Here is a 25,144-nt window from a genome sequence, read left to right on the forward strand (position 1 = left end):
CATAGTCAGTCCTCAGTTTTTTACGCAACTCCAGCAAAACCGTTGCCGCTCTTGCTGGAGCCGTTTTCAGCCTTACTGCTTCGGAGTCACGTTCCAGAAATGCGGCCAGTAGGTCGGCTCGTAACCGGAAACGCCGTTGGCGAGGCCGGATACAGCGTTGAAGTTGCCGACCTTGTAGAGCGGTGCATCATCATAGATGACCGTCTGGATGCCGTCCCATGCCGCCTTCTTGGCGTCGTCGGTGGTGGCGTCCATATAGGTCGCGACCGCCTTGGTCTTCTGGTCGGATACGTACCAGCCTGGATAGGTATCGGTGATCGTGTTGATCGTTGTCGGGTCGCCCGGGAAGTTGGAGTGGGTGATGAAGATATCCCACTGCTTAGAATCCGCGCGACGTGTGGTCAGCGTTGCCCAGTCGACCACCTGCAGATCGACCTTGAAGCCGGCCGCTTCGAGATAGGCCTTGGCGACTTCGCCGATCTTGTAGTGGAACTCGTACTGGCGGCTGGTCAGCAGGCGGATCGGCGTGCCGTCATAACCGCCCGCTTCGAGCAGCTTTGCGGCTTCTTCCGGGTTGCCGTCACCGTAACGGGCGACACCTTCTTCCGTATGCCAGAAGGAGCCTTCCGGGAAGATCGAGGCATCGACGCTGAAGAAGCGGGTGTCGGAGAACGCGGCCATCATCATGTCGTTCGGGTTGAGAGCAACCTGAACCGCCTGGCGCAGCTCCTTCTTTACCAGAAGGCCTTCCTTCATGTTCATGTTCATCGAGGCCCAGCCGGCGTCGCGGAAGATGACCGGCTTGGCATTGGCGCTCTGTTCGACACGCTCGAAGGCGCTGACGGGAAGCGAATCCGCATAGTCGAACTGGCCGGAAATCAGACCTTCGACGCGCGTATTGGCATCCGGAACCGGAACGAAGCGGATTTCCTTGGCGATCGCCTCGCGCTTGCCGGCATAGTTGCTGGGCTCACCTTCCGGCGACTTGTAGCCGTCGAAGCGGACGAGCTGGGTGTACTGGTCGGGGCGACGCTCCTTGAGCGCGTAGGGGCCTGTGCCGACGAATTCGGTCAGCGTGTCGGCAATCTTTTCCGACGGCAGAATGACGGAGGCCTGGGACAGCGTCGCGAGCAGCGGCGCGTAACGGGACTTGAGCTTGATGACGATCGCGTGGTCGCCATCTTCCGTCAGGCTTTCGACGATGCCGGCAACCTGCTTGCCCTTGGAGTTGATCGCCATCCAGCGGTTCAGCGAGGCGGTCACATCCTTGGCATCGAAGGCGCTGCCATCGTGGAAGGTCACGCCTTCGCGAAGTGCGATGCGATAGGTGAGGCCGTCTTCGGAAATCGTCGGCATGCCGGCTGCCAGCAGCGGCACGGACTTCCATTCCGCGTCATAGGTATAGAGCGTTTCGAAAATGTGCTGGTCGATGGTCAGAACGATATCGGTCGGCGTCTGCATGACGTCGAGCGTCGGCGGCTCGCCGATCGTAGCGACGGTCAGCACGCCGTCGCCTGCCTGGGCCAAAGCCAGGTTGCTGGTGCCGGCCAATGCAGCCAGCGTCATCAGAACAAGTGCACTCTTTTTCATGGTCATCCCCTTGTTAAGTTCGGTTCGGTCAATCTTTCGGCCGGCTTTCCTGTCCGGCCGGGATTTCATGCATCCAGTCCGAGTGGATCAGCGACACGCGGCCAGAGCTTCAGGCTCGCCTTGCGATAGGGCGTCGTGGCTGGATTGGTCGGATAGGAGGTCGGCGCGGCGATGTAGACGATCTCCGAGGAGACCGGCTGGAAGCCAGCATAGAAATGGTTGGTCGACTTGATCAGCATGTAGGCCTTCGAGGCGAAATCGATGCCCTGATTGGCAAAGATGTCAGGCTCGTAGGTCTGGGTGCGGCTGGTGATCAGCACGATATCGATGTTGGTGCCGACCGGACGGATGACGGCGGCGCTGCCGAGCGTGACGCGCGAATTGCGAAAGCTCTGCCAGCCGGCATCGAAGACTTTTCTGACGGTGACGCGCAGATCGAGCGGATCGCCGCCTTCCGGGCTCGACTTGCCGCCGACGCGCAAGGACAATTCCGCGCCTTCGCCCGCCGCATGGCAGAAGGTGACGGCGATCGGGTCCCAGATGGTGGCGACGGCGAAATCGTCCATGCCGCGCTCCATCATCCGGCGCAGGATATAGGTGGCATCGCCCGCCACGCCGCCACCGGGATTGTCCCAGACGTCGGCGATGGTGACCGGCTTTTGCGGATGCGCGGCGCGGATGGCGATCGCCTTGTCGAGACCTTCCTCGGTATCGAACATCGGCATCGCGGTGGTTTTGCGCAGGCCGTAAAGCTCGCGGCCCAGCCTTTCTGCCAAGGCGTCACCCTTCATCTTGTCATTGTCGGTGACGACGACAATGCGGGTGCCCATGTCGGGCAGATCGCCGGCCATGAAGCCGTGGATGACTGAGGCTGACAGGATGCCGTCATGGCCTTCCAGCGCCTGCATGCGGTCGACGAAGGAGCGCATCGGTTCGCGGCTGGTCGGGAAGATGGTGATCATCCGGCAGTCGAAGGTGGAGATGACCGGCTTGATCTTTCCACGCAATGCCTGGAGAGCGAGTTCGACGACATGCTCGCCGCGCTGCTCGAAATCCGTATGGGGGAATTCCAGGAAGGCGGCCATGATGTCGAGATTGGCGACACGCAGCGCAGTGAGGTGGCTGTGCGGATCGAATTCAGCGGCGATCAGGACGTCCGGGCCGACCATTTCGCGGACGTGGGAGAGAAAATCGCCTTCGGGATCGTCGTAGCCCTGGGCGGCCATCGCGCCGTGCAGGCCGAGCACGACACCATCGACCGGCATGGCGGCCTTCAATTCGGCGAGGATCTGGTCGCGCAGCGTCTCGTAGGTCTGACGCTGGATGAGGCCCGCGGGTTCGGCCCAGCAGGATGTGCCCTCGATGACGGTAAAACCTTCCTCCCTGCCGCGACGGCGCAGGATCGGAACGACGGAAGAACACAGCGTCGGCGTATCGGGATGCTCGCCCGGTCCGGCATAGAACGCCGCCTTGAAGGCGTTCATATCCGTCGGAACGGGAGAAAAAGTGTTCGTTTCGGTCGCCAACGAGGCGGTGAAGATGCGCATGTCTTTTGTCCGAATACACTCCGGCATCAGCGCCGGCGTTGCCGTGGCCCGAGTACCGTTGCCATTTTTTGCTGATTTCAAGTTTGCCGAAGCCGCTCATCCGACTGTCGGTCAAAGACAGTTCCGCGCTTTCGGATCGTCCGAATTCCCATTTGCCTGAGTTCGCCCACTCACCATTTCGGTGTAATTTATTTTCTCAATAATGCGCCAAATGCGGATTAAGTCAACGGATTTTCAAATTTTGCACCAATTCGTGTAATTTATTTTCCCTTCCGCCGAATTGGCGAAAGAATTTCACGGTGCGAATGTGAAGGCGTCTGCCGAGTGAAGCGGGCTCCGCTCGCATTTCAACGTGGAATCAAACCTTTCCGGTCGGCCGGATGACAAGGAAGCGAGTTTTTCTGTTCTGCGCGCATGAAAAAGGACGCCCTCGACAGGCGCCCTTTTTTCATTCTCGGCCGGCGCGGACATGATGTCGGCCCTACATATCGGGTGTCCGCGATAAAAAATTTCAGGCCGCAGGCCTACCAGACCGTGCCGCGCGCATCGACATTTTCAACCCGCGTGACGACGCCGTCCTTGTGGAAGACCATGCGATCGAAAAGGTTGGTGACGACACAGGTGTGGTTCGGCACGACCCTTACCTGGGCACCGATCTCCGGGAAGGGCGTCGTGCACGCAGAGATGTCGACTACCGCATGTTCTTCGGAGAGCGAGACGATGCGAGCGCCTTCGTATCCGGCGATTGCGCCGAAATCGGAAAAACCCAGCAGGTCCGAGGTCAGGGCCTTGGAGCCGCTGTCCAGCACGGCGCGATCAGGCGCCGGGCGAGAGACGACAGTCGCAAGGATATGCATTGCAAGGTCGTCCGCGGTGCATTCGCCGGCGCGGACCATGCTGCGGTCGTTATAAACATAGGTTCCGGCGCGGTGTTCAGTGGCGGATGGCACGAGATGAGCGAAGAACAGGTCCGGTGAACCGCCGCTGGAGCGGACCGGGCAATCGATACCCTTTGCGGCCAGCAGCGTCATGGTCTTCGACATGAAGGCCTCGACCTGTTCGGCCCCGCCGGTGGCCGGGTAAGTCATGATACCGCCGAAACGAAGGCCAGAGGCGGCTGCGATCTTTTCGGCGAGCGCGACGGCCGCTTCCGGCGACTGCACACCGCAACGCTTGGCGCCGGTGTCGCATTCGATCAGCACGGTCAGCGGGCGAGAAGCATCGAACGTGGAAGCAAGACCGGCGACCGTGGTCTGGCTATCGGCGACGACGGCAAGTTTCGTCACACGGGCATTGAGCGCCTTCAGGCGTGCGAGCTTGGCGGCGCCAAGAATGTTGTAGGTGATCAGGATGTCGTCGAAACCGGCATCGGCAAACACTTCCGCCTCGGTGACCTTCTGGCAGTTGAGGCCGACGGCACCGGCCTCAACCTGCTGGCGGGCGACGGCGGCGATCTTGTGAGTCTTGATGTGCGGGCGGAACGCCTTGCCGTGGCTTTCACAATAGGCCTGGGCGCGTGCGATGTTGGCCGCAAGCCTTGCCTCGTCGATGACCGGCATCGGAGTTTCAACCTGTTCGAGCGGCGTGCCGGGTTCGGGCCACGGATAGTTCATTATGAGACCTCGTTGGAATGCGGCGCCACGGGATTCAGGCTGGATTGGCGCGGGGATGGTTGTTTTTATTTTCGTCAGACGAGCAAGTTTCGTTGATGCTGGCCGGCATTATGCTATCAAATTGCATTGCTGTGAAATTCATTTTCACGGTTGGGTGCGTTTTTTCCAGGACGGCCACTTTCAGGGGAAGACCGAATGGATCTGTTTCATGCCCTGTCCGATCAGGATGGACGGCTGTCCGGGCTGGAGGCGAAGCTCGCCCGGTTCGCGCTTGAAAACGTCGATTTCGTCGTCAATGCGTCAATCATAGAAGTAGCTGAAAAGGCGGGTGTTTCACCGCCGACAGTGACCCGTTTTTGCCGGCGGCTGGGTTGCCAGGGCTATTCCGATTTCAAGGTGCAGCTGGCCAAGCTTGCCTATGTTGGCCTGCGTTACCTGACGCCGGAGGCGCCGACGGCGACGGCGGAAGAGGTGGCACAGGATATCGTGTCGAAGGCGCAGAACGCGCTGTTCGAAGTGCATCGCCAGCTTGACCTCAAAGCCATCGAGCAGGCGGCGCAAATGCTCAGGGCTGCGGAATTCATCCAGGCTTTCGGTGCGAGCGGTAATTCGGCGATGATCGTCAACGAGCTGCACAACCGTCTGTTTCGGCTGAGCTGCCGGGTCAATGCCTCCAGCGATCACGGCATGAACCTGATGATTTCGGCTGCCGCACAGCCGGGCACGGTGGTTTTCGGCTCGTCCTTCACCGGCCGCGACATGGGGCTTGTCCACTGCCTCAAACTGCTGCGCGAGCGGGCAATCCCGACCATCGTGATGACCCAGAGCGGTTCACCCGTGGCGGAGGCGGCGGATCTGGTCATCGCGATCGAAATGCCGGAAGGCAAGAACATCTTCCGGCCTACCTCGACGCGTTACGCCTATCTGGCGGCGATCGACATTCTGGCCAACATGGTGGCCTATGCGGATCGAAACCGGGCGTTGAAATCGCTGCGCGCGATCAAGGGCGAACTGGTGCGCAACCGGGACGGCGACGACCGGCAACTGCTGGGCGATTGATACCCGGTAGATCGCTGCTGCATGCTTTCAATCGGGCTCTCGTGACATATTGCACACGAAATTTTGCATGGTCTCGACTTGCCAAAACAGCTGCAGTCCCGCAACACAGAGGTCAAGGACAACACGATTTCTCGACCCGGAAGACAGCTAGATGCGCTATACACACGGTTTCCTCGGCTTTTTCCTTCTGATCGCAGTGCCGGCCCACGCACTGGATGCCAACCTGCCGGTGCTTGCGCCGAAACAGGAGCAGGGCCAGGCAGCGAACCTGAGCGCACAGTTTCTGGCGCGCTACGCCTACAAGCCGGTTCCCCTCGATGATGACCTATCCGAAAAAGTTCTCGATCGCTTCTTCACGTCACTCGACCCCGAGCGCACATTCTTGCTGCAGGCCGATATCGATGGCTTCATGATCGACAGGCAGCAGATCGACGATGCGATCCAGAATGAGGACCTGAAGATCCCGTTCGCGATTTTCAGCCTCTATTCCCAGCGTGTCGTCGAGCGCATGACGCAGGCGCGCAGCCTGCTGAAGGACGGCTTCGATTTCAGCGTGAAGGAAGAATACACGCTTGCGCGCGACAAGGCGCCTTGGCTCAAGGACGAGCAGGAGAGCAACGAGTTGTGGCGCAAGCGCGTCAAGAACGACTGGCTTCGCCTGAAACTGGCGGGTCAGAACGACGACAAGATCCGCGAGACGCTGGACCGGCGCTATCGCAACATTCTTGAACGTGTCTACACCTATAAGAGCGAAGACGTCTTCCAGTCGTTCATGGCAGCCTTCACCACCTCGGTCGATCCGCATACCGACTATTTCGGCGCTGCGGCCTCTGCCGACTTTGATATTTCGATGAAGCTTTCGCTTGTCGGCATCGGTGCCGTGCTGCAGGAACGTGACGGCTACACGACCATCCGCGAGCTTGTCGCCGGCGGCCCCGCGCAGGTCTCCGAGCAGCTCAAGGTTGGTGATCGCATCATCGGCGTCGGCCAGGGCGAGAACGGTGCGATACAGGAAGTTGTCGGCACCCGGCTTGACGAAGTCGTGCAGCTGATCCGCGGCGAACAGGATTCCGTCGTGCGCCTGGATATTCTCCCCGCAGACGGGGGCGAGAACGCGACCCATCGGATTATCTCGCTGGTGCGCGATACGATCAGCCTCGAAAAGCAGGCGGCCAGCAAGAACGTGATTTCCGTCGAGGATGGCGGCGCCACCCGCAAGATCGGCGTCATCACGCTACCGGCCTTTTACGAGGATTTCGAAGCCCGCAGAAAGGGCGACCGCAACTATCGCAGCGCCAGCCGCGATGTCGCCAGGCTGCTCGGTGAACTCAAGAATGAAGATGTCGATGGTGTTCTCGTCGACCTGCGCAACAACGGCGGCGGTTCGCTGACGGAATCGATCGAGCTGACGGGGCTGTTCACCGGCAAGGGGCCGGTGGTGCAGCAGCGCGATGCCGAGGGCCGCATCGAGGTGGAGAGCGACGACATCGCCGCTCCGCTATGGACCGGCCCGGTCGGCGTGCTGATCAACCGCGGCTCTGCCTCCGCATCGGAAATCTTTGCCGCCGCCATTCAGGATTACGGGCGCGGCGTCATTCTGGGCGAGGCGAGCTTCGGCAAGGGGACAGTGCAGACGGTCGTCGACCTCGATCAGGCGGCGCGTAGCAGCACGCCCAAATATGGCCAGTTGAAGCTGACGATCGCGCAGTTCTTCCGCATCGACGGGGGCACGACACAGCTTCGCGGCGTAACGCCCGATATAGCTCTGCCGGGCCTCTCTGACCCGACCTCGTTCGGTGAATCGAGCTATGAAAATGCTCTGCCCTGGACGGAAATCCGTGCCGCCAGATACCGGGCGAAGGCAACCGTCAGCGAGGCGCTGCCGCAACTGCGCAGCCGCCATGATGCCCGGATCAAGAACGACCCTGAATTCCAGCGCTTCGTCAGCGACATTGCCGAACTGAAGGCGAAGCGCGACAAGCCGGTGATTTCCCTGAACGAGGCCGATCGCCGTGCCGAGCAGGAAGCCGCTGCCAAGAGCGACCTCCTGCGCAGCCAGGACGACGGCCTGCAATCGAACGAGCGCAGTCTGACCGCCGATCTGGCTCTGGAGAACGCGCGCAAGGGCGAAAAGGACGTGCTGCGAAACGAGGCGGCTGCCATCGTCGCCGATCAGGCCGCCCTGCTGGAGACCGTGCGCTAGAGAGTGGGTGCTAGCCGGCGGGGCCGGCTAGATGGCGTCGAAAGCCTGGTATCGCGCATCAGCCTTCGTGCGCGCTACCATAGCCTCCGGCCGTCGGGGTGATGACGGTCACGGCTTCGCCGGCATCGATCAAGGTCTGGGCGCAGCCGGCGAGTTCTTCCACCGAGCCATCGAGACGCCGCACCGAAGTGTGGCCGAGTTCGCCTTCGCCGCCACCGGCCAGCCCGTGCGGGCGGATGGTCCGATGCGACGAGAGGATGGCGCAATCCATCCTTTCAAGGAAGCGGATCGTGCGCTTGGTGCCCTTGCCGGCCGCAAAGGCGCTTTTGTCGCCGGAATTTTCGCGGATATGAAAATCCTCGAGCAGGACCGGGTAGCGCGTTTCGAGTATTTCAGGGTCGGTGAGGCGCGAGTTGGTCATGTGGACGTGCACCGCATCGGTGCCGGCAAAGCCTGTACCGTCGTTGAACCGGCCGGCCGGAGAGCCGGAGCATAGTGTCTCGTAATACTGATAAGTGGCATTGCCGAAGGTGAGGTTGTTCATCGTGCCCTGGCTGGCGGCGATCGCCCCCAGGGCGCCGAACAGCGCATTCGTCACATGCTGCGAGGTCTCGACATTGCCCGCCACGACAGCCGCCGGATATTGCGGTTTCAGCATCGAGCCTTCCGGCACGATGATCCTGATCGGCTTCAGGCAGCCGGCGTTCATCGGGATCGAGCTTTCCACCATGACGCGGAAGACATAGAGGACTGCCGCGCGGGTGACCGGCTCGGGCGCATTGAAATTGTTCTTTTTCTGCTCGCTGGTGCCGGTGAAGTCGACGGTCGCTTCGCGCCTTTCCCTGTCGACGGTGATCTTCACCCTGATCGTGCTGCCCTGATCGGTGGCGTAGGAAAATTCCGCATCGTCCAGCTTTTCGAGAACGCGGCGAACGCTTTCCTCGGCATTATCCTGCACGTGGCCCATATAGGCCTGCACGACATCGAGCCCGAATTGCGCGATCATTTTGCGCATTTCGTGCACGCCCTTTTCGTTGGCAGCGATCTGGGCGCGAAGATCGGCGACGTTCTGGGCGACGTTGCGAGCGGGATAGGGGTGGTCTGAAAGAAGTCTCGATATGCCTTCCTCGTCGAACCTTCCCCGATCGACCAGCAACACGTTGTCGAACAGCACGCCTTCCTCGTCCACCGTCGTTGCAAGCGGTGTCATCGAGCCGGGCGCGGTGCCGCCGACATCGGCGTGGTGGCCGCGCGAGGCGACGTAGAAGAGAATGCTTTTGCCCGCATCGTCGAAGACCGGCGTCACGACCGTGATGTCCGGCAGGTGCGTGCCGCCGTTATAGGGTGCATTGAGCGCGAAAACGTCGCCGGGCCGTATCCTGCCCTCGTTCTGCGCGATGATGCTTTCGACGGAGCGATCCATCGAACCGAGATGCACCGGCATATGCGGCGCGTTGGCGACAAGGGCGCCTTTCTCGTCGAACACGGCGCAGGAAAAGTCGAGACGTTCCTTGATGTTGACGGAAGAAGCCGTGTTCTGCAGGGTGACACCCATCTGCTCGGCGATCGACATGAACAGGTTGTTGAACACTTCCAGCAGAACCGGATCGGCCTGCGTGCCGATGGCCATGGCACGGGAAAGTTCCGTGACGCGCTTCAACACGACATGGTTCAGGCGGGTGATTTCGAACGCCCAGCCATCCTCCACGACAATCGTCTGGTGCGGCTCGACGATCAGGCACGGGCCGTCGGCGCGCGCACCCGGTCCGATATCGGCGCGGCGATAGATGGGCGCGTCGCGCCATGCACCGCCGGAGAAGAACGTCGTTGCCTCCGTCGTGACCGGGCCTGTGCGCTCGAGCGTGAATTCCGGCTCCGACGAATCCGCGCCGCCACCGATCGCCTCGACTTCATAGGCCTCGAAAATGATGTCGCGGTTCTCGAAGATGAAGCCGAACTGCTTTTTATGCGCGGTCTCGAATGCGGTTGTCATGTCCGCTGCATCCGTCACTGCAACCGGCAGCGTCGTATCGGTTCCCTGGTAGCGCAGATGGGCGCGGTGCAGGACCTGCGTGTCGGCCGCCGGAACGCCCTGGCCGCGCATCTCGTCGAGAACGATGGCCGTCAACTCGTCGCGAACGGCGGAGAGCGACGACAACGCGGCGGACAGTTCTTCCGAAACCGTTCGCTGCCGCGTGGCGCGAATATCGGCCAGCCCCATGCCATAGGCGGAGAGGATGCCGGAGAAAGGGTGGATCAGCACGGTGGATATGCCGAGTGCATCGGCTGTCAGGCAGGCATGCTGGCCGCCGGCGCCGCCAAAGCAGGTGAGGGCGTAGTTGGTAACATCATAGCCACGCTGGACGCTGATCTTCTTGACCGCATTGGCCATGTTCTCGACGGCGATGGAAAGGAAACCGTCGGCCACCTGCTCCGGGGTGCGGCCGTCGCCGACCGTCCTTGCCATCTCTTCGAATGCCGCACGCACCGCATCGGCATCGAGCGGCTGGTCGCGGTTGGGGCCGAAGATTTTCGGAAAGAGATCGGGCGACAGCTTGCCAAGCATGACATTCGCATCGGTGACGGTCAGCGGGCCGCCGCGACGATAGGCTTTCGGGCCGGGATTGGCGCCGGCGGAATCGGGACCTGCGCGAAAGCGGCCGTTTTCGAAATGCAGGATCGAGCCGCCACCGGCCGCAACCGTGTGGATCGACATCATGGGAGCACGCATGCGCACGCCCGCTACTTCCGTCTCGAAGGATCGTTCCAGTTCGCCGTCGTAATGAGAGACATCGGTCGATGTGCCGCCCATGTCGAAACCGACCATTCTGTCGAACCCGGCCAGTCGTGACGTTTCCACCGCACCGACAACCCCGCCGGCGGGGCCGGAGAGGATCGCATCCTTGCCCTGAAACAGCCGCGCGGCGGTAAGTCCGCCTGAAGACTGCATGAACATCAGTTGCGCGCCGTCGTCGCCGTCGCCATTCGCATCGGCGCCCAGTTCTTCAGCCACCTGTTCCACGTAGCGGCGCAGGATCGGCGACAGATAGGCGTCGACCACGGTCGTGTCGCCGCGGCCGACCAGCTTGATCAGCGGGGACACCTCGTGGCTGACCGAAATCTGGGTGAAGCCGATGTCGCGCGCGATGCGGGAGACAAGCTGCTCGTGAGCGGGAAAGCGGTAGGCATGCATGAAGACGATGGCAATTGCACGGATACCGGCGTCGAACTGCGCTTTCAGATCGGCGCGGACTGCGGCCTCGTCCGGTGCCGCTTCGATGGTGCCATCGGCGCGGACGCGCTCATTGACCTCGACGACAGCACTATAGAGCAGTTCCGGCTTGACGATCCGCTTGGCAAAAATGTCTGTGCGGGCCTGATAGCCGATTTCAAGCGCATCGCGGAAACCGCGCGTAGTCACCAGCAGTGTCTTTTGCCCCTTGCGCTCAAGCAGGGCATTGGTGGCGACCGTCGTTCCCATCTTCACGGCGCCTATGAGGCGAGGCGGGATCGGATCGACCTGCGCGACGCCCAGAAGCTCGCGGATGCCCTGTACCGCCGCATCGCGATAGGCCTCCGGGTTTTCCGACAGGAGCTTGTGGGCGACCAGCGCGCCATCCGGCTTGCGAGCGACGATGTCGGTGAATGTGCCGCCGCGGTCGATCCAGAAATCCCACTTCGCATCAATCGCACCGGTTGCGTCGTCCGCCATCATTCGCCCCTCTGAAAAGCCTGTCTGATCGCAACGAAAACAGTTCGTCGATAAAACGTCAATGATTGATTGACAGGAAAATGCCTAATGCTGCATCATGCCTATCGAACGGGCAAAGTGGCCGAGAGAGCCGCGTCCGCAACGGCAACCGAGGGGAAGCCAGATGAGCGATTTCCGCATTTCAGAGCGGAGGACCAGCCATGTCCGCCGCTAACGCCCAGCATAGCATTTTCCCCGATTGGCTCCGCAAGGGACTGGACGGGCTTTACCTCGTCTCCGGCTGGCTGGCCGGACTGTTTCTCATCGCGATCTTCCTCATCATGCTGGCTCTTTCCGCCGGCCGGCCGCTGGGCATAGATGTTCCAGCCGGCGATGACTTTGCCTCCTGGGCCATGGCGGCCTCCGCCTTTCTGGGGCTTGCCCACACGTTCCGCTCCGGCGAAATGATCCGCGTCGGGCTGCTGGTCGAGCGGTTTTCAGGCCGCAGTCGCCAGGCCTTCGAAATCGTTGCGCTTGCGATCGGAGCGGCCGCAACGGTCTACTTTGCCTGGTACGCCTTCGACATGAACCGCACCTCGTGGCGCTTCAACGATCTGGCTCAGGGCGTCGTCGCCATGCCGCTCTGGATTCCGCAGATCGGCTTTTCCGGCGGTCTGATCATCCTCGCCGTCGCGATGGTCGATGAACTCGTTCACGTTATCTTCGGTGGCACCCCGCGTTACGAGAAGCCCGAGCCGGCGACGGCGGAAGAGGTGATCGAACGCGCCATGCAGAGCGGGGCGTGAGATCATGGGAACACTGGAACTCGTAGAAATCGCTGGCGTCATTCTCGTCGCCCTGCTCGCTCTCCTGGCCGCCGGCGTCTGGATCGGCATATCGCTTCTGATCTGCGGCTTCATCGCCATGCTCTTCGTGCCGGGTATTCCGATCGGCGCGGTGCTGGCCACCAATTCCTGGAGCAACGGCGCGTCGTGGTCGCTGGCGGCGCTGCCGTTGTTTGTCTGGATGGGGGAAATCCTGTTCAGGACGAAACTCTCCGAAGAGATGTTCCGCGGCCTGTCCCCCTGGCTTGGCTGGCTTCCGGGGCGGCTGATGCATGTCAACGTGCTCGGTTGCGGCCTGTTCGGCTCCATATCCGGCTCATCTGCGGCGACGACCGCGATGATCGCCAAGATCGCCCTGCCGGAACTGAAGAAGCGTGGCTATGACGAGATGGTCAGCCTCGGCTCTCTGGCCGGCGCCGGCACGCTCGGCATTCTCATTCCGCCGTCGATCACCATGGTGGTCTATGCGGTTGCCGCCAATGTCTCGATCATCCAGATCTTTCTGGCCGGCTTCCTGCCCAGCCTGATCGTGATGGGCCTCTATTGCGGCTATATCGCGATCTGGTCGCTTCTCAATCCGGACAAGCAGCCACCGCGGCCGCCGAAGATGAGTTTCAAGGAGAAGCTGAAGGAATCGGCCAATCTCATCCCGGTCTCGCTTCTTATCATCTTCGTCTTCGCCACGCTTTTGATGGGCTGGGCGACGGCGACGGAATGCGCAGCCTGGGGCGTGCTCGGCTCGCTCGGTATTGCCGCCTGGTCGGGCTCTCTGACGGTCAAATCTTTTTGGGAAAGCGTGATGGGCGCCATGCGGCTGACCTGCATGATCATGCTGATCCTCACCGGCGCCGGCTTCATGTCGATCGCCATGGGCTATACCGGCATTCCGAATGCGCTGGCCAGCTGGGTCGATAGCTTCAACCTGAGCCCGTTCGCGCTGATTGCCGTGCTGACGGTCATGTATATTCTGCTGGGCGCTGCCCTCGACGGACTGTCCATGATCGTGCTCACCACCGTGGTCGTCCTGCCGATGATCCAGCAGGCCGGTTTCGATCTCGTCTGGTTCGGCATCTTCCTGATCCTGATCGTCGAAATGGCGGAGGTGTCGCCGCCGGTCGGCTTCAATCTCTTCGTCTTGCAGACGATGAGCGGACGTGACAGCCTGACGGTTGCGAGAGCCTCGCTGCCTTTCTTCTTCCTGCTTGTGGCGACAGTCGCCATCATCACGATCTTCCCGGAAATCGTGATGGTCCTGCCGCAAATGGCATTTCCGGGTCAATAAAAAGAGGGAACTGAAACATGAACATGACTGCAAGGTTCACCCGCTTCGGCCTTGTCGCCGCAGCTCTTCTCGCCAGCGCGGCACCGTCACTGGCCGCCAGCTGGGTTCTGCCTTCGGCCTATCCGCCGGCAAACTACCATGTCGAAAACCTCAACCAGTTCGCCAAGGAGGTCGATACCGCCACCAATGGCGAGCTGAAGATCACCGTTCATCCCAATGCATCGCTGTTCAAGGCACCTGATATCAAGCGCGCGGTACAGACCGGTCAGGCGCAGGCCGGCGAAGTGCTGTTGTCGCTGCACGAGAACGAGAACCCGATTTTCGGCCTCGACGTCGTGCCATTCCTCTCAACCAGCTTCGAACAGTCGAAGAAGCTCTATGATGCCTCCAAGCCCGCCATCGAAAAGGCGCTCGACGCACAGGGCCTGAAACTTCTCTACACCACGCCTTGGCCGCCGCAGGGCATCTTTACCAAGAAGGACATCAACACGGTCGCCGACCTGGAAGGCCTGAAATGGCGCGCCTATAACGTCGGGACCTCGCGCATTGCCGAGCTGGTCGGCGCCCAGCCGGTCACGGTTCAGGCGGCCGAACTGCCGCAGGCGCTGGCAACCGGCGTCGTCGACGGTCTGATGACCTCGTCCGCCACGGGCGTCGACTCGAAGATCTGGGAATCGTTGACCCACTATTACGACACCCAGGCCTGGATCCCGAAGAACGCCATTTTCGTCAACAAGGCGGCGTTCGAAGCGCTTGATGCGGCGACGCAGAAGGCGGTGACCGACGCGGCCGCCGCTGCCGAAACCCGCGGCTGGGCGCTCGCGGCCGAGCGCACCACGTCCTACATGGAGACGCTGAAGCAGAACGGCATGCAGGTGCTCGAACCTTCTGCCGAACTGAAGACAGGCCTTTCCGAGGTCGGTGCGAAGCTGACGGAAGACTGGTCGGCCAAGGCCGGCGCCGAAGGCCAGGCGATCCTCGAAGCCTATAAGAAGATGTAATCGCCGCGGGCGCCGCGGCTTACGTGCCACGGCGCCCGATTTCAGGGAGGCAGGCCATGTCAGAACAGAAAAGCGCACTCGGGCCGATCGTATCGTCTGAACATCTGGCGAGTGGCGCGCTTCCGGCCCTTTCGGAGATCGAGTTCGGCCTCGTCATGCTCAATCATGCCTTCAGCCGCTGGATGGTGCGCTGCATGTCGGCGGCAGGCGTCCCGGATCTTTCGCCTGTCGACATTCTCGTTCTCCATAATATCAACAGCCGCAACAAGCCGAAGACGCTCGCCGACATCGCCCTCGTGCTCAACATCGAGGACACCCATGTCGTGACCTACGCGCTGAAAAAGCTTGAGCGGCTGAAACTGATCAAAGCCGGCCGCCGCGGCAAGGAGAAGCTGGTTATGGTGACAGAGGCCGGAGCAGAGGCATGCGCCCGTTACAAGGCAACCCGCGAAAGCCTGCTGGTGAAGTCGGTCCTGGCGACGGAGGTCTCTGTGGACAGCCTGTCGGAGGTGGCCGCCAGGCTGCGGGCGCTCTCAGGCCACTATGATCAGGCGGCGAGGGCCGCTGCGTCGCTCTGAGCGGCGCGGACGTCGATCACTTTGCGCGTATCCTACGGCCATCATCGCGAGCGGATCCGTCACATGCCTTCTTGAACTCACCGCTCGTTGGGTACTCTATCGCATAATCGGCGCCGGTTCCGACTGCAGCCTGGACGGCATGCGTGCCATGTCCTTCGCGTACACCGCCGACCATAGATCCTCAAAGGAACACTGCTCATAGGGAGCGCGGCCACTTCTCTGTCTCACATCCACAGAGCGTTCAGATCTCCGCCGCACGCTGCGCCTCGAAGCACTGTTTATGATTACACAGCCGGTCACCATCTGCGTTGAATACATTCCTGTCTGTGCGCCAATCGGGAACTTCGATATTGCGGAGCCTGAATTCAAATCCGGGAAAGGCAGACGATAGTGGACGAAGAAGGTCGTCCTCATCACCGCGCTCTTCGAGTGCATTCAACACGTCCTCCACGGAAACGGCACCGGGCAAGCGGATCGCGTCAACAGTTGTTGGTGCCTCCGAAACAATCAATGCGACGAGTAAGGCGCGGTCTGCCCTGGTACCACGCCCCGGATCAGTTGCGATGGGCGAGTGGTTCGAGTGAAGCCACACATTCCTTGCGCGCCACGGCAGCCAGTTTGCGATCGAGTGTCGCCAACGGACCATTGCGGTTTGGGGCAATCGCCAGACAGGCGGCGCCATAGGCGTTCAGACCGTGGTTGGACGATAGCAGCAGGACATAGCCATCACCGCCAATCCAGAGCCGCCGCGAGGCAGACAACGCACGCGCTTCAAATAACCAGGGCGCCGCTGGCGGCAATCCGGCTGCGGTGTTCTGACACGGCCAGAATATTACGGATCTCGTGGAAGAATAGCGATGGTACAGGGATGGGTGCGTCGATCGTCGAGGGTACCGGCTTCAGCGGCGTCCGAAAACTCTGCCGGCAGCAACCACGCGGCCGCCACCAAGAGGCATCGATGATGAACGCCATCAGCGGCGCCCTTCGCCGCGCCAAGAGAGGGTCTCGTCGTGTGTGGAAGTACGGGCGATGACAAACTTTTCGCCGGGTTCGATGCGGGTGAGCAGGGCAAACAGATGCATCTTGGTTTCGGAAATTTCTACGGCTGTCGATCCAATTGATTAAGCGGAATCGACCTCTTTAGAATGTTACAGTTTATTGCCTGCTAGGATCACTGGAATCTTCCGGATTGGCCGGAATGCGCCAACACCGGACATTAGAAAGGCCGTCAACCTCGTGACGACCTTTCCCTTCTGGCTTAGTGTCCAGCGACAGCTTCGGAGTGCTCGCGCTCACCCGGTTGGAAGCCGTGTCCCTTGGCCGACCATGCGGTGATCAATGCGATTGCGACGATGATCGCCATGGCCCATGGGAGGTAGACCGCGCTGTATCCGTCGACGAGGATGCCGCCAATCACGCCGCCGGCCGCAATTGCGGCATTCCAGGCGACCGTGCTCATCGAAAGCGCCACGTCGGCACCATCACCTGCAGAGTCTGCTAGAGCCGTCTGAAGCAGTGTTGCGGCTCCACCGAAGGTGATGCCCCAAATTGCCACACCGATGAAGACCGCGACCGGAGAGGTCATAGCAACACCGAGGATCAGGGCGGCGACGAGGAACACGACCAGGCTGATAAGAACTGTTGTGCGTAGGTGACGGTCCACCAGGCGGCCGATCCCGAAAATACCGACGAGAGAGGCCACACCGAAGACGAGGAGCATTAGGTCCGTGCGGTATTCAAGCCCCGAGGGTGCAAGGTATGGAGCGATGAAGGTGTAGAGGACATTGTGTGCCAGCATCCATGCCAGTGCCGTGAACAGGACGGGGCGAACGCCCGGCGTGGTCAAGACGCTGCCGAAGGAGACCTTCGACGTTGAGGATACGCCCGGATAATCCGGAACCTTTGCGATGATCCAGCCGATCAGCACGACGGCGAGGACCGACATGATGACGAACGCCATACGCCAGCCGACGGCCGAACCGAGCCAAGTGCCGAGTGGAACGCCGATGGAGAGAGCGATAGGCGTCCCGATCATCGCCATGGCAAGTGCCTTGCCCTGCAGATGCGGAGCAACCATGCGACGAGCGTATCCACCGATAAGCTCCAGCCCAATCCGGCTGCGGTTCCGGCAAGGAAGCGGGCCGCGAAGATGAGGTAGAGGTTGGACGAGAAGGCGGTGATGAGGTTGAACACCAGGAAGGCAAAAACGGTCAGCAGCAGTACGCGGCGACGTGGCCAGCTATTGGTCAGGATCGTCAACGGAATGGCGGCAAGCAGGGAGCCGAGCGCGTAGATCGCGACCATCTGGCCAGCGAGACCATGCGAGATGCCGAGTTCCCCTGCGATCTGCGGCAGCAGGCCAGCAGGCAGCGTCTCCGTGGCAATGGAGATGAAGCCCGTCGTGGCAAGAGCCAGAAGGGCCAGTACAGGCAGGCGGTCCGTGTAGACACGACCTGCGGTTATTCCAGTGTCTGTAACTGTAGACATGATTTTCCTCGGGAGAAATCTCGCCTGCGTCCAGAAAATGGGCGCAAGGAGTTGATACCCTGCAGGCTACGCCCACAGGGTTGGTTGGGTTTCATTTGTTCGGTAGGTCCTTAGAGGGCCAGCTCAGTGTCCTTGATGTCGGCAATGGGGCCGAGGATCGAAGGATCAAACTCGCGGAGCGACTGGGCTTCCGCAAGCCGGATGGGAAGATCGGGGTTGGCGAGCGCTCCACGGCCAAGTGTCACGATATCGGCGTCTTCGCGGATGACCGATCCCGCCATGTCGAGATCGTGCAGGCTGCCGTTGGCAATGATGACAGCGGAAGGGGCATACTTCTTCGCAAATCCGGCAAGCGTCGGGCCGGTGTCGCCAAACGCGGGCTTCCAGGCTTCGAACTCGGTGACGTGAATGAAGTCGACACCCGCGCGTGCCAGCGCGCCGAAGATGATCTCGGCATCCTTCTCGCCGCCTGCCCACTTGTGGGTGAAGTCGTTGACCTTGCCCTGCGAGATACGAATGCCGACGGGCACTTCAGCACCAACCCGTGCGCGCACCTCGTCGATCACCTGGACCAGCAGACGGACGCGATTGGCCGTGCTGCCACCGTATTCGTCGGGGCGCTCATTGGTGTAGTCGGTCAGAAACTGGTCGAGCAGGTAGCCGTTGGCACCATGGATTTCGATGCCGTCGAAGCCCGCGATCTCGACGGCACGTGCCGCAGCATCGCCGAACCCTTTGACGACCTCGGTGATCTGTTCATCCGTGATCTCGGTCGGGACCGCGTAGGCATCCTTGCCGTAGTAGAACGTCATCTGCTTGCCCTTCGGCTGGATGGCCGATGGTCCGACCGTGGTGTCGCGGAAGCGGTTGCCTTGCGAGATGGCCCCTGCGTGCATGATCTGCGCAATGGCAAGCGAACCATGGCACTTGATGCCGCTGACCAGTGGCTTCCACGAACGCGCCTGAGCGTCATCGGTGATGCCGGGCTGATTTGGGTAACCCTGGGAATGGGCCTGGTCGGTGTAGATGCCTTCGGTCACGACGAGACCGAACCCGCCCCGCGCGAAACGCTCGTAGTAGCGGGTCATGATCTCGGTCGCCCGTCCGTCTTGGGTCGCAGTCACGCGGGTCATCGGCGCGACACCGAAGCGGTTCTTCACCGTCTTGCCGTTCATCCCGACGGCTGTCAGGAGCTTCTGTTGAGCGGTGTTCATATCTGTCGTCCTCATGTGGTTATGTCGTTGGCTGACCCGGATTTACCGATTGGACGGCATGACCAGTAGTGTGAGTGGACGGTAAGCAGAATATCGAATATCGATATAATATGAACCTTGAGAACGTTGCCCTCTTCAAAGCCATCGCCACGCTCGGCTCGCTGTCTGCTGCCGCCAGACAGATCGGCGTACCTCCTATGGCGGTCAGCCGTAAGCTTTCCAGCCTGGAAGACGAAATAGGTGTGCGCCTATTCCACCGGACCACGCGATCCATAGCTCTCACCCCCGAGGGCGAGGCGTTTCTGCCGTTCACCACAATGCTCCTCGAAACCAAGGATGCGGCACTTGCAGCAATCGTTTCCGGAGAAAGTGGTCTTCGCGGGGTGCTCAAGGTCACGGCTCCGAACGTCATCGGTCGCTCGATCATCCTGCCCGCGATGACCCGCATCATGGCCGACAATCCATCGCTCAAAGTCGACCTCACGCTGACCGACGGCATCGTCGATATCGCCGGAGCGGGACTGGACCTGGCGATCCGGGTTTCGCCGTTGGAATCGTCCGAGCTTATCGCGACGCAACTCGCGTCCAATCCGCGCATCCTCTGCGCGTCACCCGGCTATATCGAACGGTTCGGGAAGCCAGAGACAATCGAGGACCTTGTCAGCCATCCATGCCTGACACTGCACGGCATGCCCACATGGCCGCTCGTGGTGGGAGACGAGACGGAATGGGTCCGGGTATCCGGCCCATTCACCTCCAATAGTGTTGAAGGCGTGCGGGGCGCATGTCTGGACGGCGCGGGGATTGCCATGATGACCTATTGGGATGTCTGGGAATGCATCGAGCGCGCCAATCTTGAACGCATCGAGCTGAAGGATGCGAAGCTCGGTGACCTCGGCATCTGGGCGGTCTATCCGTCACGACAGCACCTGCCTCGTCGAATTCGCACGCTGATTGATGCCCTGAAGGATTATCTCGCCGACCCGAAAAGCAGTTGAACTGAGGCTGGAGCCACGGGTAAAAACTGCGCCAGCGAAGATTAGTGCAAAATCCGATAAGCAGCCTATCGCCTGCCGAGCTTGTTTCCGCATGCGTCCATCGTACCTTCTGGGCAACGAAACGAACGCACGGAAGATACCCATGACACCCGATATCTCGAAAAATCACGAAAAGGTCCGGGTTTACGTTTGGACAGACTTCGTATGCCCATACTGCCTGATCGCCGAGGGACCGATCAAGGAAGCCGTCGAGTCCGAAAACGCCGAACTGGTGTGGATGCCGTTCGAGCTGCGGCCATCGCCGACACCGACACTGCGCCCGGAAGACAACTACCTGCAGACAAGCTGGCGCGACGGCGTTTATCCGACCGCCCGCCGGATGGGTGTCGATATCAAGCTGCCGACCGTATCGCCCCAGCCCTATTCCCGCACCGCGTTCATCGGCATGCAATGGGCGGCCGATCAGGGCAAGCGCAACGACTATGTGGAAGCCGTGCTGCGTGCCTTCTTCCAGCAGGACCGCGACATTGGCTATGTCGAGGTTCTCAAGGACATCGTTCGCGATCTCGCCCTCGATGCCGATGCGTTCGAAGCCGCGCTGTCCGATTCCGAACTGGCTCGGAGGCATGACAAAGCTTTGAAGCTGAGTGAGGATGTTGGAGTGCGGGCAGTGCCGACGGTTCTCATCGGAAACCGACTGTTCTCGGGGCTACGTGACGGACCGAAAATGCGTGAAGCGATCCGCGACACGACGGAAAATCTCATCAATTACCCATCGTCCGCGGTCTGATATCCAACGAAAGGAATACCCATGCGTGTTGATGTATGGTCCGATGTAATCTGCCCGTTTTGCTATGTGGGTGAGAAGCGTCTAGAGAACGTGGCCCGCGAACGGGGCGTCGAAATCGAATGGGTCTGGCACAGCTTTGAACTGGAGCCTGATGCGCCGTCGACCCACTCCACTCCGAACCTGGAAATGATTGCCGGGAAGTATCGCACCAATGAAGCTGGTGCGATCCAGCATCAGCGCAATGTCGCGGAACTCTGCGCATCCGAGGGGATCGATTTCCAGTGGGAGAAGGTCAAGCCCGGAAATACCCGTCTTGCACACCGGGTCATCCAGGTAGCGCAGGCCAAGGGCTTGGGCACCAAGGCGGCCGAAATCCTATTCGAGGCCTATATGAACGAGGGCGAAGCTATCGGCGAGCGGTCGGTCATTGAGAAGATTGCTGCAAGGATCGGACTGAGTAACGAGGAGATCGATGCCGCACTTTCATCCACCGTCATCAATGACCAGATCGCAGCGGATCAACAGACCGCCATGGAAATCGGCGTCACTGGTGTGCCGTTCTTCGTGATCGACGGCAAGGTCGCGCTTTCCGGCGCTCAGCCGCGACAGGTGTTCGGCCAGGCGCTCGACCGGGTTCAATTCAGCAAGATCGAGCGCGTGGAAGACGATCACGCGGTCATCTGCGATACTGACGGTTGCATAGTACCAGGGGCCTGATGGCGGCTTTGGACGTAGGCCGTCATGACGCTGATCCGCCACCAGGAGACATGGACTACGCCATTGGGGACAGTGGTATTCCGCCCCCAACGCGGTCGCGCCTTCGCCGCAAGAAGGCGACAGGCCAAGAAACACATGAAACCTCGCAGCTAAATCACTCAGCGGGGTATCTTCGCGCTTCTAGTCTTCGTGTGCCACTGGTTCTCGTCGGGACTATCGCACCAATTTCATAGCGAATGGCTGGAAGCCGTGAAGCTTCATCACATGAGGCACCAGCGCCATGAAGGCTTCGGTCCCCTGCGCACTCTCGATCCCACCAAGGTCTTCAATCCAGCTCTCGTCCCAACCGAGGTCATGCAAAAGCGCTTTGACAACGCGTTTGGCAGTTTCATCATTTCCCGAAAGATAAGCCATGGGCGATTCAGTGAGGCTTTTTGGATCGGCCATCACTGTAAAGAGCATGGTATTTAGCGTCTTGACGACATGCGTTTCGGGCAGAGCCTTTTGTAGCAGCTCGCCGAGACTGCTGTTCGGGTAGAGTAGGCCCGACGGCATTCCGTTTTCATCGATCTCCGTCGCGTTAGCAACATCGATCAAAATTTTTCCGGATAAGCTGGACGCAAATTGACCGATAATGTCGAGGCTGACGCCGCCTGGCGTGGCGTTGACGATAAACTCAGCCTTTGCCGCTGCAGCAGGCATCGCGTCAAAAGTAATGCCCTGCTTGGGCCATTCCGGGTGCGGACCTTGGGGAGACTTGAGGCCTACGATGACCTGGTGCCCAGCCTTGGCCCATGCTTTGGCCAGGGTGGAGCCGACTCGACCAGAGCCGAGAACGCAGATGGTGGACATGATTTATCCTCTCGCGACGTTGCATGTTTTCTGTGCGCACAATATCTCAACAGTCACCCTGTCTCGCTACTCGCATTGAACCCATGTCAAAACATGTTCAGCTTACTCCCCGTAAAATGCCCGGACAGCGCCGATCAGCCGCGACGGTAAGTGCAATTATTGAAGCCGCTGCTCACATTCTGGAGCGTGACGGCCTTGGCTCCTATTCAACCAACGCGATAGCGGAAAGAGCTGGGGCTAGTATTGGCTCTCTTTACCAGTATTTCCCCAACAAGGACGCAATCACGATGGCGCTGATTGTACGGGAAAGAACCGCTCTTCGTGACAGCATGGTCTCAGGTGACAGACGGTCGCCGGGCCCTGAAAGGCTGCAATCGTTGATCGTGGCGGGTACTGCAATCCAGTTGCGTAGACCTGTCTTGGCACCGCTGTTGGAAGTAGAGGAGGCGCGTCTTCCGGTTGACCCGCGCATTCAGCGCCTTACTGACGAAATGGCTGCCGTCTTTCAGGACATCCTCAGCGCAGATGATATGCCCGTCACCGTTGGCAACAGCCACGTACTGGGTGACCTAACGACGATCATCTGCGGAATGGTCCAATCGGCAAATACTCGGGGCGAGACTGAAATGCTGGCAGAGCGCGTTACCGCTGCCGCCTTTGGCTATCTTGGTATCCAACAGGTCGCGATCCGAAACGCCCGGTCTAGCGGCTCATGGTCTTGGAACGACTTCTAGGGGCCAAAGAAAGCAGTATTGCAGACCGATTATTTGATGCCTTAAAGCCCCGTTGCTCAGGCATCACGCTACAAATTCAACGACCTTTAAAGGAGATTTGGAAAAACCATGCCCATCATCGGCATTACGACCTACGACCGCGACGAAAAGATTGTTGATACAAACTGGTACAAGGAGCACTTTTGCTCGCCCGCATTTTACGTCGATGCTGTGAGAAATGCGGGCGGCATTCCCGTGTTGCTGCCAGTCTGTGAAGAGAAGGTCGATGATCTGCTGCTTCGCCTCGACGGGTTGATTGTCACCGGTGGCGCAGACATCGATCCGTCGACATACGGCGGTGCTCAGGGGCACCCAAGAGTTGGCCCGTGCTATCCTCGCCGCGACAAGGCGGATATGGCGCTGGCAAAAGCCGCTCTTCAAATGCCCGAGTTGCCGATCCTATTCGTATGTCGAGGGATGCAACTCCTTAACGTCATGCAGGGAGGAACCTTGCATCCCCATATCCATGATCTTGGCAAAGGCAACATCCATCAGGACGACAATGCATTCTGGATTGCACAGCCAGTGACGGTGTTTCAAGATACTCTTCTGCACTCGATTGTCGAGAAATCGTCCGTGACCACGATGTCAGGCCATCACCAAGGCATCAACGAACTCGGCCGAGACCTCAAGGTCAGCGCCGTCGCTGACGACGGCATTGTCGAGGCGATTGAATTTACCGCACACCCTTTCGCGCTGGGGGTCCAATGGCATCCCGAATACAGCGCCGCAACGGATTCCGATCAACAAAGAATTTTCGATGCACTCGTTGAAGCTGCAAAGAATTAGTCAGGCCTAACGCATTTGTCCGTTTGGTCGCTCAAGACCGCTTTGGGCCGATAGCCGTCATGGTGCGGAAGTCGCCAACAGCAGTCATCGGGCGCGTTGCCTGCTATCGAGATCCGACCTTCTCCGCCTCCATGCTGACCTCTCCACGTTTTCCGACAGATGTAGCAAGCGGAGCCCCGGCACCCTCGAGCGCTTCACATGCGGCAGTCCAGTCATGGTCATAGACCGTCAGGGCCGTCCGCAGCCAGGCAAGGGTCAGCCGTTTCGTGGCTTCCAGCACATCCGGCGTCTCGATCTCGGTCTCCTTTGCGTCCAGGCCCGCGATGCCGCCCAGTCCGTGCCCGACGCCGTGCAGTGTCAGAAGGGTGTCTGCGCCCGGCGCGTCATGGAAGGCATCGGCATGCCATTCGGGACCTCGCGTCGTAAAATGCGGATCATCAGCATCGCCACAGACGACGAGGCTGCGGGTCGTCAGCGTGGAAAAATCCACATCGAAAAAGGGGAAGCGGGCAGCATTCTCCTGCGTCAGGTCACGCCCACCGCGTCCCGGAGCGGCCAACAGGATGCCCGCCGTGATCCGTGGATCGGAGAAATCCTCCCCCGCCACGCGCGCACCCAAGAGCAGTCCCACCGTATGGCCGCCGAAGGAATGGCCCGCGGCGGCGATGCGGGCATGATCCAGCCGACCAGCCACCGAGGGTGCCTGACGCTCCACTTCAGGCAGCCGGTCGAGGATCGACTTTATTTCCCCAACACGCTCCTGCCAGAAGAAGGGCGCACCCGGTGCGTCTTCAGCCAAGCCGCCGACACGCGAACTGGCATGGGTCGGCTGGATGACCGCGAAACCGCGTTCGGCCCAGAACTGCGCAAGCGGAGCATAACCGTCTTTCGACGGGATATAGTTCGACGGCCCAAACCCGTGCGAAAACAGCACGATCGGCAGGTTGTCGCCATGTGCGGGTGCGGTCAGGCGAAGCTCGAGCGGCCGGCGGCCGTCCAACGGCAGGCGGATCGGACTATAGGCGACCGTGAGAGCGGCATCGAGCGCGGGAATGTGACGGGCCAAAGTGATCAGATTGTTCATCGTCGGTTTCCTGAGTGTGAGTTTCCAAAGG

At 60.4% G+C, this 25,144-nt stretch carries 22 protein-coding genes and 1 pseudogene; 12 read left to right on the forward strand and 11 right to left on the reverse strand.

Annotated elements, in window-relative coordinates; translation table 11 throughout:
• Positions 1–72: 72 nt before the first annotated feature.
• Both AC0JZ4_RS20450 and AC0JZ4_RS20455 read right to left on the reverse strand, forming a co-directional pair.
• Positions 73–1,590, reverse strand: a complete 1,518-nt coding sequence (locus AC0JZ4_RS20450; protein ID WP_471888335.1) for an ABC transporter substrate-binding protein — start codon at positions 1,588–1,590, stop codon at positions 73–75.
• Positions 1,591–1,655: 65 nt separating this feature from the next.
• Positions 1,656–3,137, reverse strand: coding sequence for a M81 family metallopeptidase (locus AC0JZ4_RS20455; protein WP_471888336.1), 1,482 nt, complete (start codon positions 3,135–3,137; stop codon positions 1,656–1,658).
• On the opposite strand from AC0JZ4_RS20455, the gene AC0JZ4_RS20460 reads away from it, so the two are divergent.
• Positions 3,061–3,297, forward strand: a complete 237-nt coding sequence (locus AC0JZ4_RS20460; protein WP_471889091.1) for a hypothetical protein — start codon at positions 3,061–3,063, stop codon at positions 3,295–3,297. The two genes, AC0JZ4_RS20455 and AC0JZ4_RS20460, sit on opposite strands and share 77 nt — an antisense overlap.
• A gap of 364 nt (positions 3,298–3,661) precedes the next feature.
• Here AC0JZ4_RS20460 and AC0JZ4_RS20465 read toward each other — a convergent pair whose 3' ends face one another.
• The gene (locus AC0JZ4_RS20465; RefSeq protein WP_471888337.1) at positions 3,662–4,750 is read right to left on the reverse strand and encodes a D-TA family PLP-dependent enzyme; all 1,089 of its coding nucleotides are present in this window, start codon (positions 4,748–4,750) and stop codon (positions 3,662–3,664) included.
• 195 nt (positions 4,751–4,945) lie between these two features.
• Between AC0JZ4_RS20465 and AC0JZ4_RS20470 the strand changes: the two genes are divergently transcribed.
• Both AC0JZ4_RS20470 and AC0JZ4_RS20475 read left to right on the forward strand, forming a co-directional pair.
• Complete coding sequence (locus AC0JZ4_RS20470; RefSeq protein ID WP_471888338.1) at positions 4,946–5,809, forward strand: MurR/RpiR family transcriptional regulator; 864 nt, start codon at positions 4,946–4,948, stop codon at positions 5,807–5,809.
• 151 nt (positions 5,810–5,960) lie between these two features.
• Positions 5,961–8,012, forward strand: a complete 2,052-nt coding sequence (locus AC0JZ4_RS20475) for a carboxy terminal-processing peptidase (RefSeq protein WP_471888339.1) — start codon at positions 5,961–5,963, stop codon at positions 8,010–8,012.
• A gap of 58 nt (positions 8,013–8,070) precedes the next feature.
• Here the strand turns inward: AC0JZ4_RS20475 and AC0JZ4_RS20480 are convergent, their stop codons facing one another.
• Entirely contained in the window at positions 8,071–11,724 is a 3,654-nt protein-coding gene (locus AC0JZ4_RS20480; protein ID WP_471888340.1) for a hydantoinase B/oxoprolinase family protein, read from the reverse strand.
• A 200-nt stretch (positions 11,725–11,924) separates the two neighbouring features.
• Here AC0JZ4_RS20480 and AC0JZ4_RS20485 point away from each other — a divergent pair, with 200 nt between their 5' ends.
• The 4 genes from AC0JZ4_RS20485 to AC0JZ4_RS20500 are packed head-to-tail and all read left to right on the forward strand — an operon-like array spanning position 11,925 to position 15,409.
• Positions 11,925–12,509: a TRAP transporter small permease gene (locus tag AC0JZ4_RS20485; RefSeq protein WP_471888341.1), complete on the forward strand. Its 585-nt coding sequence runs from the start codon at positions 11,925–11,927 to the stop codon at positions 12,507–12,509.
• Positions 12,510–12,513: 4 nt separating this feature from the next.
• Complete coding sequence (locus AC0JZ4_RS20490) at positions 12,514–13,830, forward strand: TRAP transporter large permease (protein WP_471888342.1); 1,317 nt, start codon at positions 12,514–12,516, stop codon at positions 13,828–13,830.
• Positions 13,831–13,853: 23 nt separating this feature from the next.
• Complete coding sequence (locus AC0JZ4_RS20495) at positions 13,854–14,831, forward strand: TRAP transporter substrate-binding protein (protein ID WP_471889050.1); 978 nt, start codon at positions 13,854–13,856, stop codon at positions 14,829–14,831.
• Between the two features lie 56 nt (positions 14,832–14,887).
• Complete coding sequence (locus tag AC0JZ4_RS20500) at positions 14,888–15,409, forward strand: winged helix DNA-binding protein (RefSeq protein ID WP_471888343.1); 522 nt, start codon at positions 14,888–14,890, stop codon at positions 15,407–15,409.
• Between the two features lie 241 nt (positions 15,410–15,650).
• Here the strand turns inward: AC0JZ4_RS20500 and AC0JZ4_RS20505 are convergent, their stop codons facing one another.
• The 5 genes and pseudogenes from AC0JZ4_RS20505 to AC0JZ4_RS20525 all read right to left on the reverse strand — a co-directional run bounded on the left by AC0JZ4_RS20505 (position 15,651) and on the right by AC0JZ4_RS20525 (position 19,110).
• Positions 15,651–15,848: a hypothetical protein gene (locus AC0JZ4_RS20505; protein WP_471888344.1), complete on the reverse strand. Its 198-nt coding sequence runs from the start codon at positions 15,846–15,848 to the stop codon at positions 15,651–15,653.
• A gap of 115 nt (positions 15,849–15,963) precedes the next feature.
• Positions 15,964–16,170 (reverse strand): hypothetical protein, encoded by a 207-nt coding sequence (locus AC0JZ4_RS20510; protein ID WP_471888345.1) that lies wholly within the window; start codon positions 16,168–16,170, stop codon positions 15,964–15,966.
• Between the two features lie 10 nt (positions 16,171–16,180).
• On the reverse strand, positions 16,181–16,381 hold the full coding sequence (locus AC0JZ4_RS20515) for a hypothetical protein (RefSeq protein WP_471888346.1): 201 nt from the start codon (positions 16,379–16,381) through the stop codon (positions 16,181–16,183).
• Between the two features lie 286 nt (positions 16,382–16,667).
• A pseudogene (locus AC0JZ4_RS20520) lies at positions 16,668–17,896 on the reverse strand (MFS transporter).
• Between the two features lie 110 nt (positions 17,897–18,006).
• Complete coding sequence (locus AC0JZ4_RS20525; RefSeq protein WP_471888347.1) at positions 18,007–19,110, reverse strand: NADH:flavin oxidoreductase; 1,104 nt, start codon at positions 19,108–19,110, stop codon at positions 18,007–18,009.
• A 110-nt stretch (positions 19,111–19,220) separates the two neighbouring features.
• Here AC0JZ4_RS20525 and AC0JZ4_RS20530 point away from each other — a divergent pair, with 110 nt between their 5' ends.
• The 3 genes from AC0JZ4_RS20530 (at position 19,221) to AC0JZ4_RS20540 (ending at position 21,615) form a co-directional block, all read left to right on the forward strand.
• A complete protein-coding gene (locus AC0JZ4_RS20530) occupies positions 19,221–20,108 on the forward strand; it encodes a LysR family transcriptional regulator (RefSeq protein WP_471888348.1) in 888 nt (295 codons plus the stop codon).
• A gap of 142 nt (positions 20,109–20,250) precedes the next feature.
• A complete protein-coding gene (locus AC0JZ4_RS20535; protein ID WP_471888349.1) occupies positions 20,251–20,898 on the forward strand; it encodes a DsbA family oxidoreductase in 648 nt (215 codons plus the stop codon).
• A gap of 21 nt (positions 20,899–20,919) precedes the next feature.
• Positions 20,920–21,615 (forward strand): DsbA family oxidoreductase, encoded by a 696-nt coding sequence (locus tag AC0JZ4_RS20540; protein ID WP_471888350.1) that lies wholly within the window; start codon positions 20,920–20,922, stop codon positions 21,613–21,615.
• Between the two features lie 213 nt (positions 21,616–21,828).
• Here AC0JZ4_RS20540 and AC0JZ4_RS20545 read toward each other — a convergent pair whose 3' ends face one another.
• Positions 21,829–22,467 carry an NADPH-dependent F420 reductase gene (locus AC0JZ4_RS20545; protein ID WP_471888351.1) on the reverse strand — a complete coding sequence of 213 codons (639 nt, stop codon included), beginning with the start codon at positions 22,465–22,467 and terminating at the stop codon, positions 21,829–21,831.
• 83 nt (positions 22,468–22,550) lie between these two features.
• On the opposite strand from AC0JZ4_RS20545, the gene AC0JZ4_RS20550 reads away from it, so the two are divergent.
• Together AC0JZ4_RS20550 and AC0JZ4_RS20555 are read left to right on the forward strand one after the other, a co-directional pair.
• Positions 22,551–23,201, forward strand: coding sequence for a TetR/AcrR family transcriptional regulator (locus AC0JZ4_RS20550; protein WP_471888352.1), 651 nt, complete (start codon positions 22,551–22,553; stop codon positions 23,199–23,201).
• Between the two features lie 108 nt (positions 23,202–23,309).
• Positions 23,310–24,029 carry a gamma-glutamyl-gamma-aminobutyrate hydrolase family protein gene (locus tag AC0JZ4_RS20555; protein WP_471888353.1) on the forward strand — a complete coding sequence of 240 codons (720 nt, stop codon included), beginning with the start codon at positions 23,310–23,312 and terminating at the stop codon, positions 24,027–24,029.
• A gap of 103 nt (positions 24,030–24,132) precedes the next feature.
• On the opposite strand, the gene AC0JZ4_RS20560 is transcribed toward AC0JZ4_RS20555, so the two are convergent.
• Positions 24,133–25,113, reverse strand: coding sequence for an alpha/beta hydrolase family protein (locus AC0JZ4_RS20560; protein WP_471888354.1), 981 nt, complete (start codon positions 25,111–25,113; stop codon positions 24,133–24,135).
• Positions 25,114–25,144 lie beyond the last annotated feature (31 nt).

Source organism: [Rhizobium] kunmingense (genome assembly GCF_977018605.1).

Bases quoted from the DNA above. Each gene is read 5' to 3' on its own strand.
- AC0JZ4_RS20545 (WP_471888351.1), bottom strand. From the start codon at position 22,467: ATGTCCACCATCTGCGTTCTCGGCTCTGGTCGAGTCGGCTCCACCCTG.
- AC0JZ4_RS20555 (WP_471888353.1), top strand. From the start codon at position 23,310: ATGCCCATCATCGGCATTACGACCTACGACCGCGACGAAAAGATTGTT.
- AC0JZ4_RS20475 (WP_471888339.1), top strand. From the start codon at position 5,961: ATGCGCTATACACACGGTTTCCTCGGCTTTTTCCTTCTGATCGCAGTG.
- AC0JZ4_RS20515 (WP_471888346.1), bottom strand. From the start codon at position 16,381: ATGGCGTTCATCATCGATGCCTCTTGGTGGCGGCCGCGTGGTTGCTGC.
- AC0JZ4_RS20525 (WP_471888347.1), bottom strand. From the start codon at position 19,110: ATGAACACCGCTCAACAGAAGCTCCTGACAGCCGTCGGGATGAACGGC.
- AC0JZ4_RS20495 (WP_471889050.1), top strand. From the start codon at position 13,854: ATGACTGCAAGGTTCACCCGCTTCGGCCTTGTCGCCGCAGCTCTTCTC.
- AC0JZ4_RS20560 (WP_471888354.1), bottom strand. From the start codon at position 25,113: ATGAACAATCTGATCACTTTGGCCCGTCACATTCCCGCGCTCGATGCC.
- AC0JZ4_RS20500 (WP_471888343.1), top strand. From the start codon at position 14,888: ATGTCAGAACAGAAAAGCGCACTCGGGCCGATCGTATCGTCTGAACAT.
- AC0JZ4_RS20490 (WP_471888342.1), top strand. From the start codon at position 12,514: ATGGGAACACTGGAACTCGTAGAAATCGCTGGCGTCATTCTCGTCGCC.
- AC0JZ4_RS20480 (WP_471888340.1), bottom strand. From the start codon at position 11,724: ATGGCGGACGACGCAACCGGTGCGATTGATGCGAAGTGGGATTTCTGG.
- AC0JZ4_RS20450 (WP_471888335.1), bottom strand. From the start codon at position 1,590: ATGAAAAAGAGTGCACTTGTTCTGATGACGCTGGCTGCATTGGCCGGC.
- AC0JZ4_RS20540 (WP_471888350.1), top strand. From the start codon at position 20,920: ATGCGTGTTGATGTATGGTCCGATGTAATCTGCCCGTTTTGCTATGTG.
- AC0JZ4_RS20550 (WP_471888352.1), top strand. From the start codon at position 22,551: ATGTCAAAACATGTTCAGCTTACTCCCCGTAAAATGCCCGGACAGCGC.
- AC0JZ4_RS20530 (WP_471888348.1), top strand. From the start codon at position 19,221: ATGAACCTTGAGAACGTTGCCCTCTTCAAAGCCATCGCCACGCTCGGC.
- AC0JZ4_RS20535 (WP_471888349.1), top strand. From the start codon at position 20,251: ATGACACCCGATATCTCGAAAAATCACGAAAAGGTCCGGGTTTACGTT.
- AC0JZ4_RS20455 (WP_471888336.1), bottom strand. From the start codon at position 3,137: ATGCGCATCTTCACCGCCTCGTTGGCGACCGAAACGAACACTTTTTCT.
- AC0JZ4_RS20465 (WP_471888337.1), bottom strand. From the start codon at position 4,750: ATGAACTATCCGTGGCCCGAACCCGGCACGCCGCTCGAACAGGTTGAA.
- AC0JZ4_RS20470 (WP_471888338.1), top strand. From the start codon at position 4,946: ATGGATCTGTTTCATGCCCTGTCCGATCAGGATGGACGGCTGTCCGGG.
- AC0JZ4_RS20485 (WP_471888341.1), top strand. From the start codon at position 11,925: ATGTCCGCCGCTAACGCCCAGCATAGCATTTTCCCCGATTGGCTCCGC.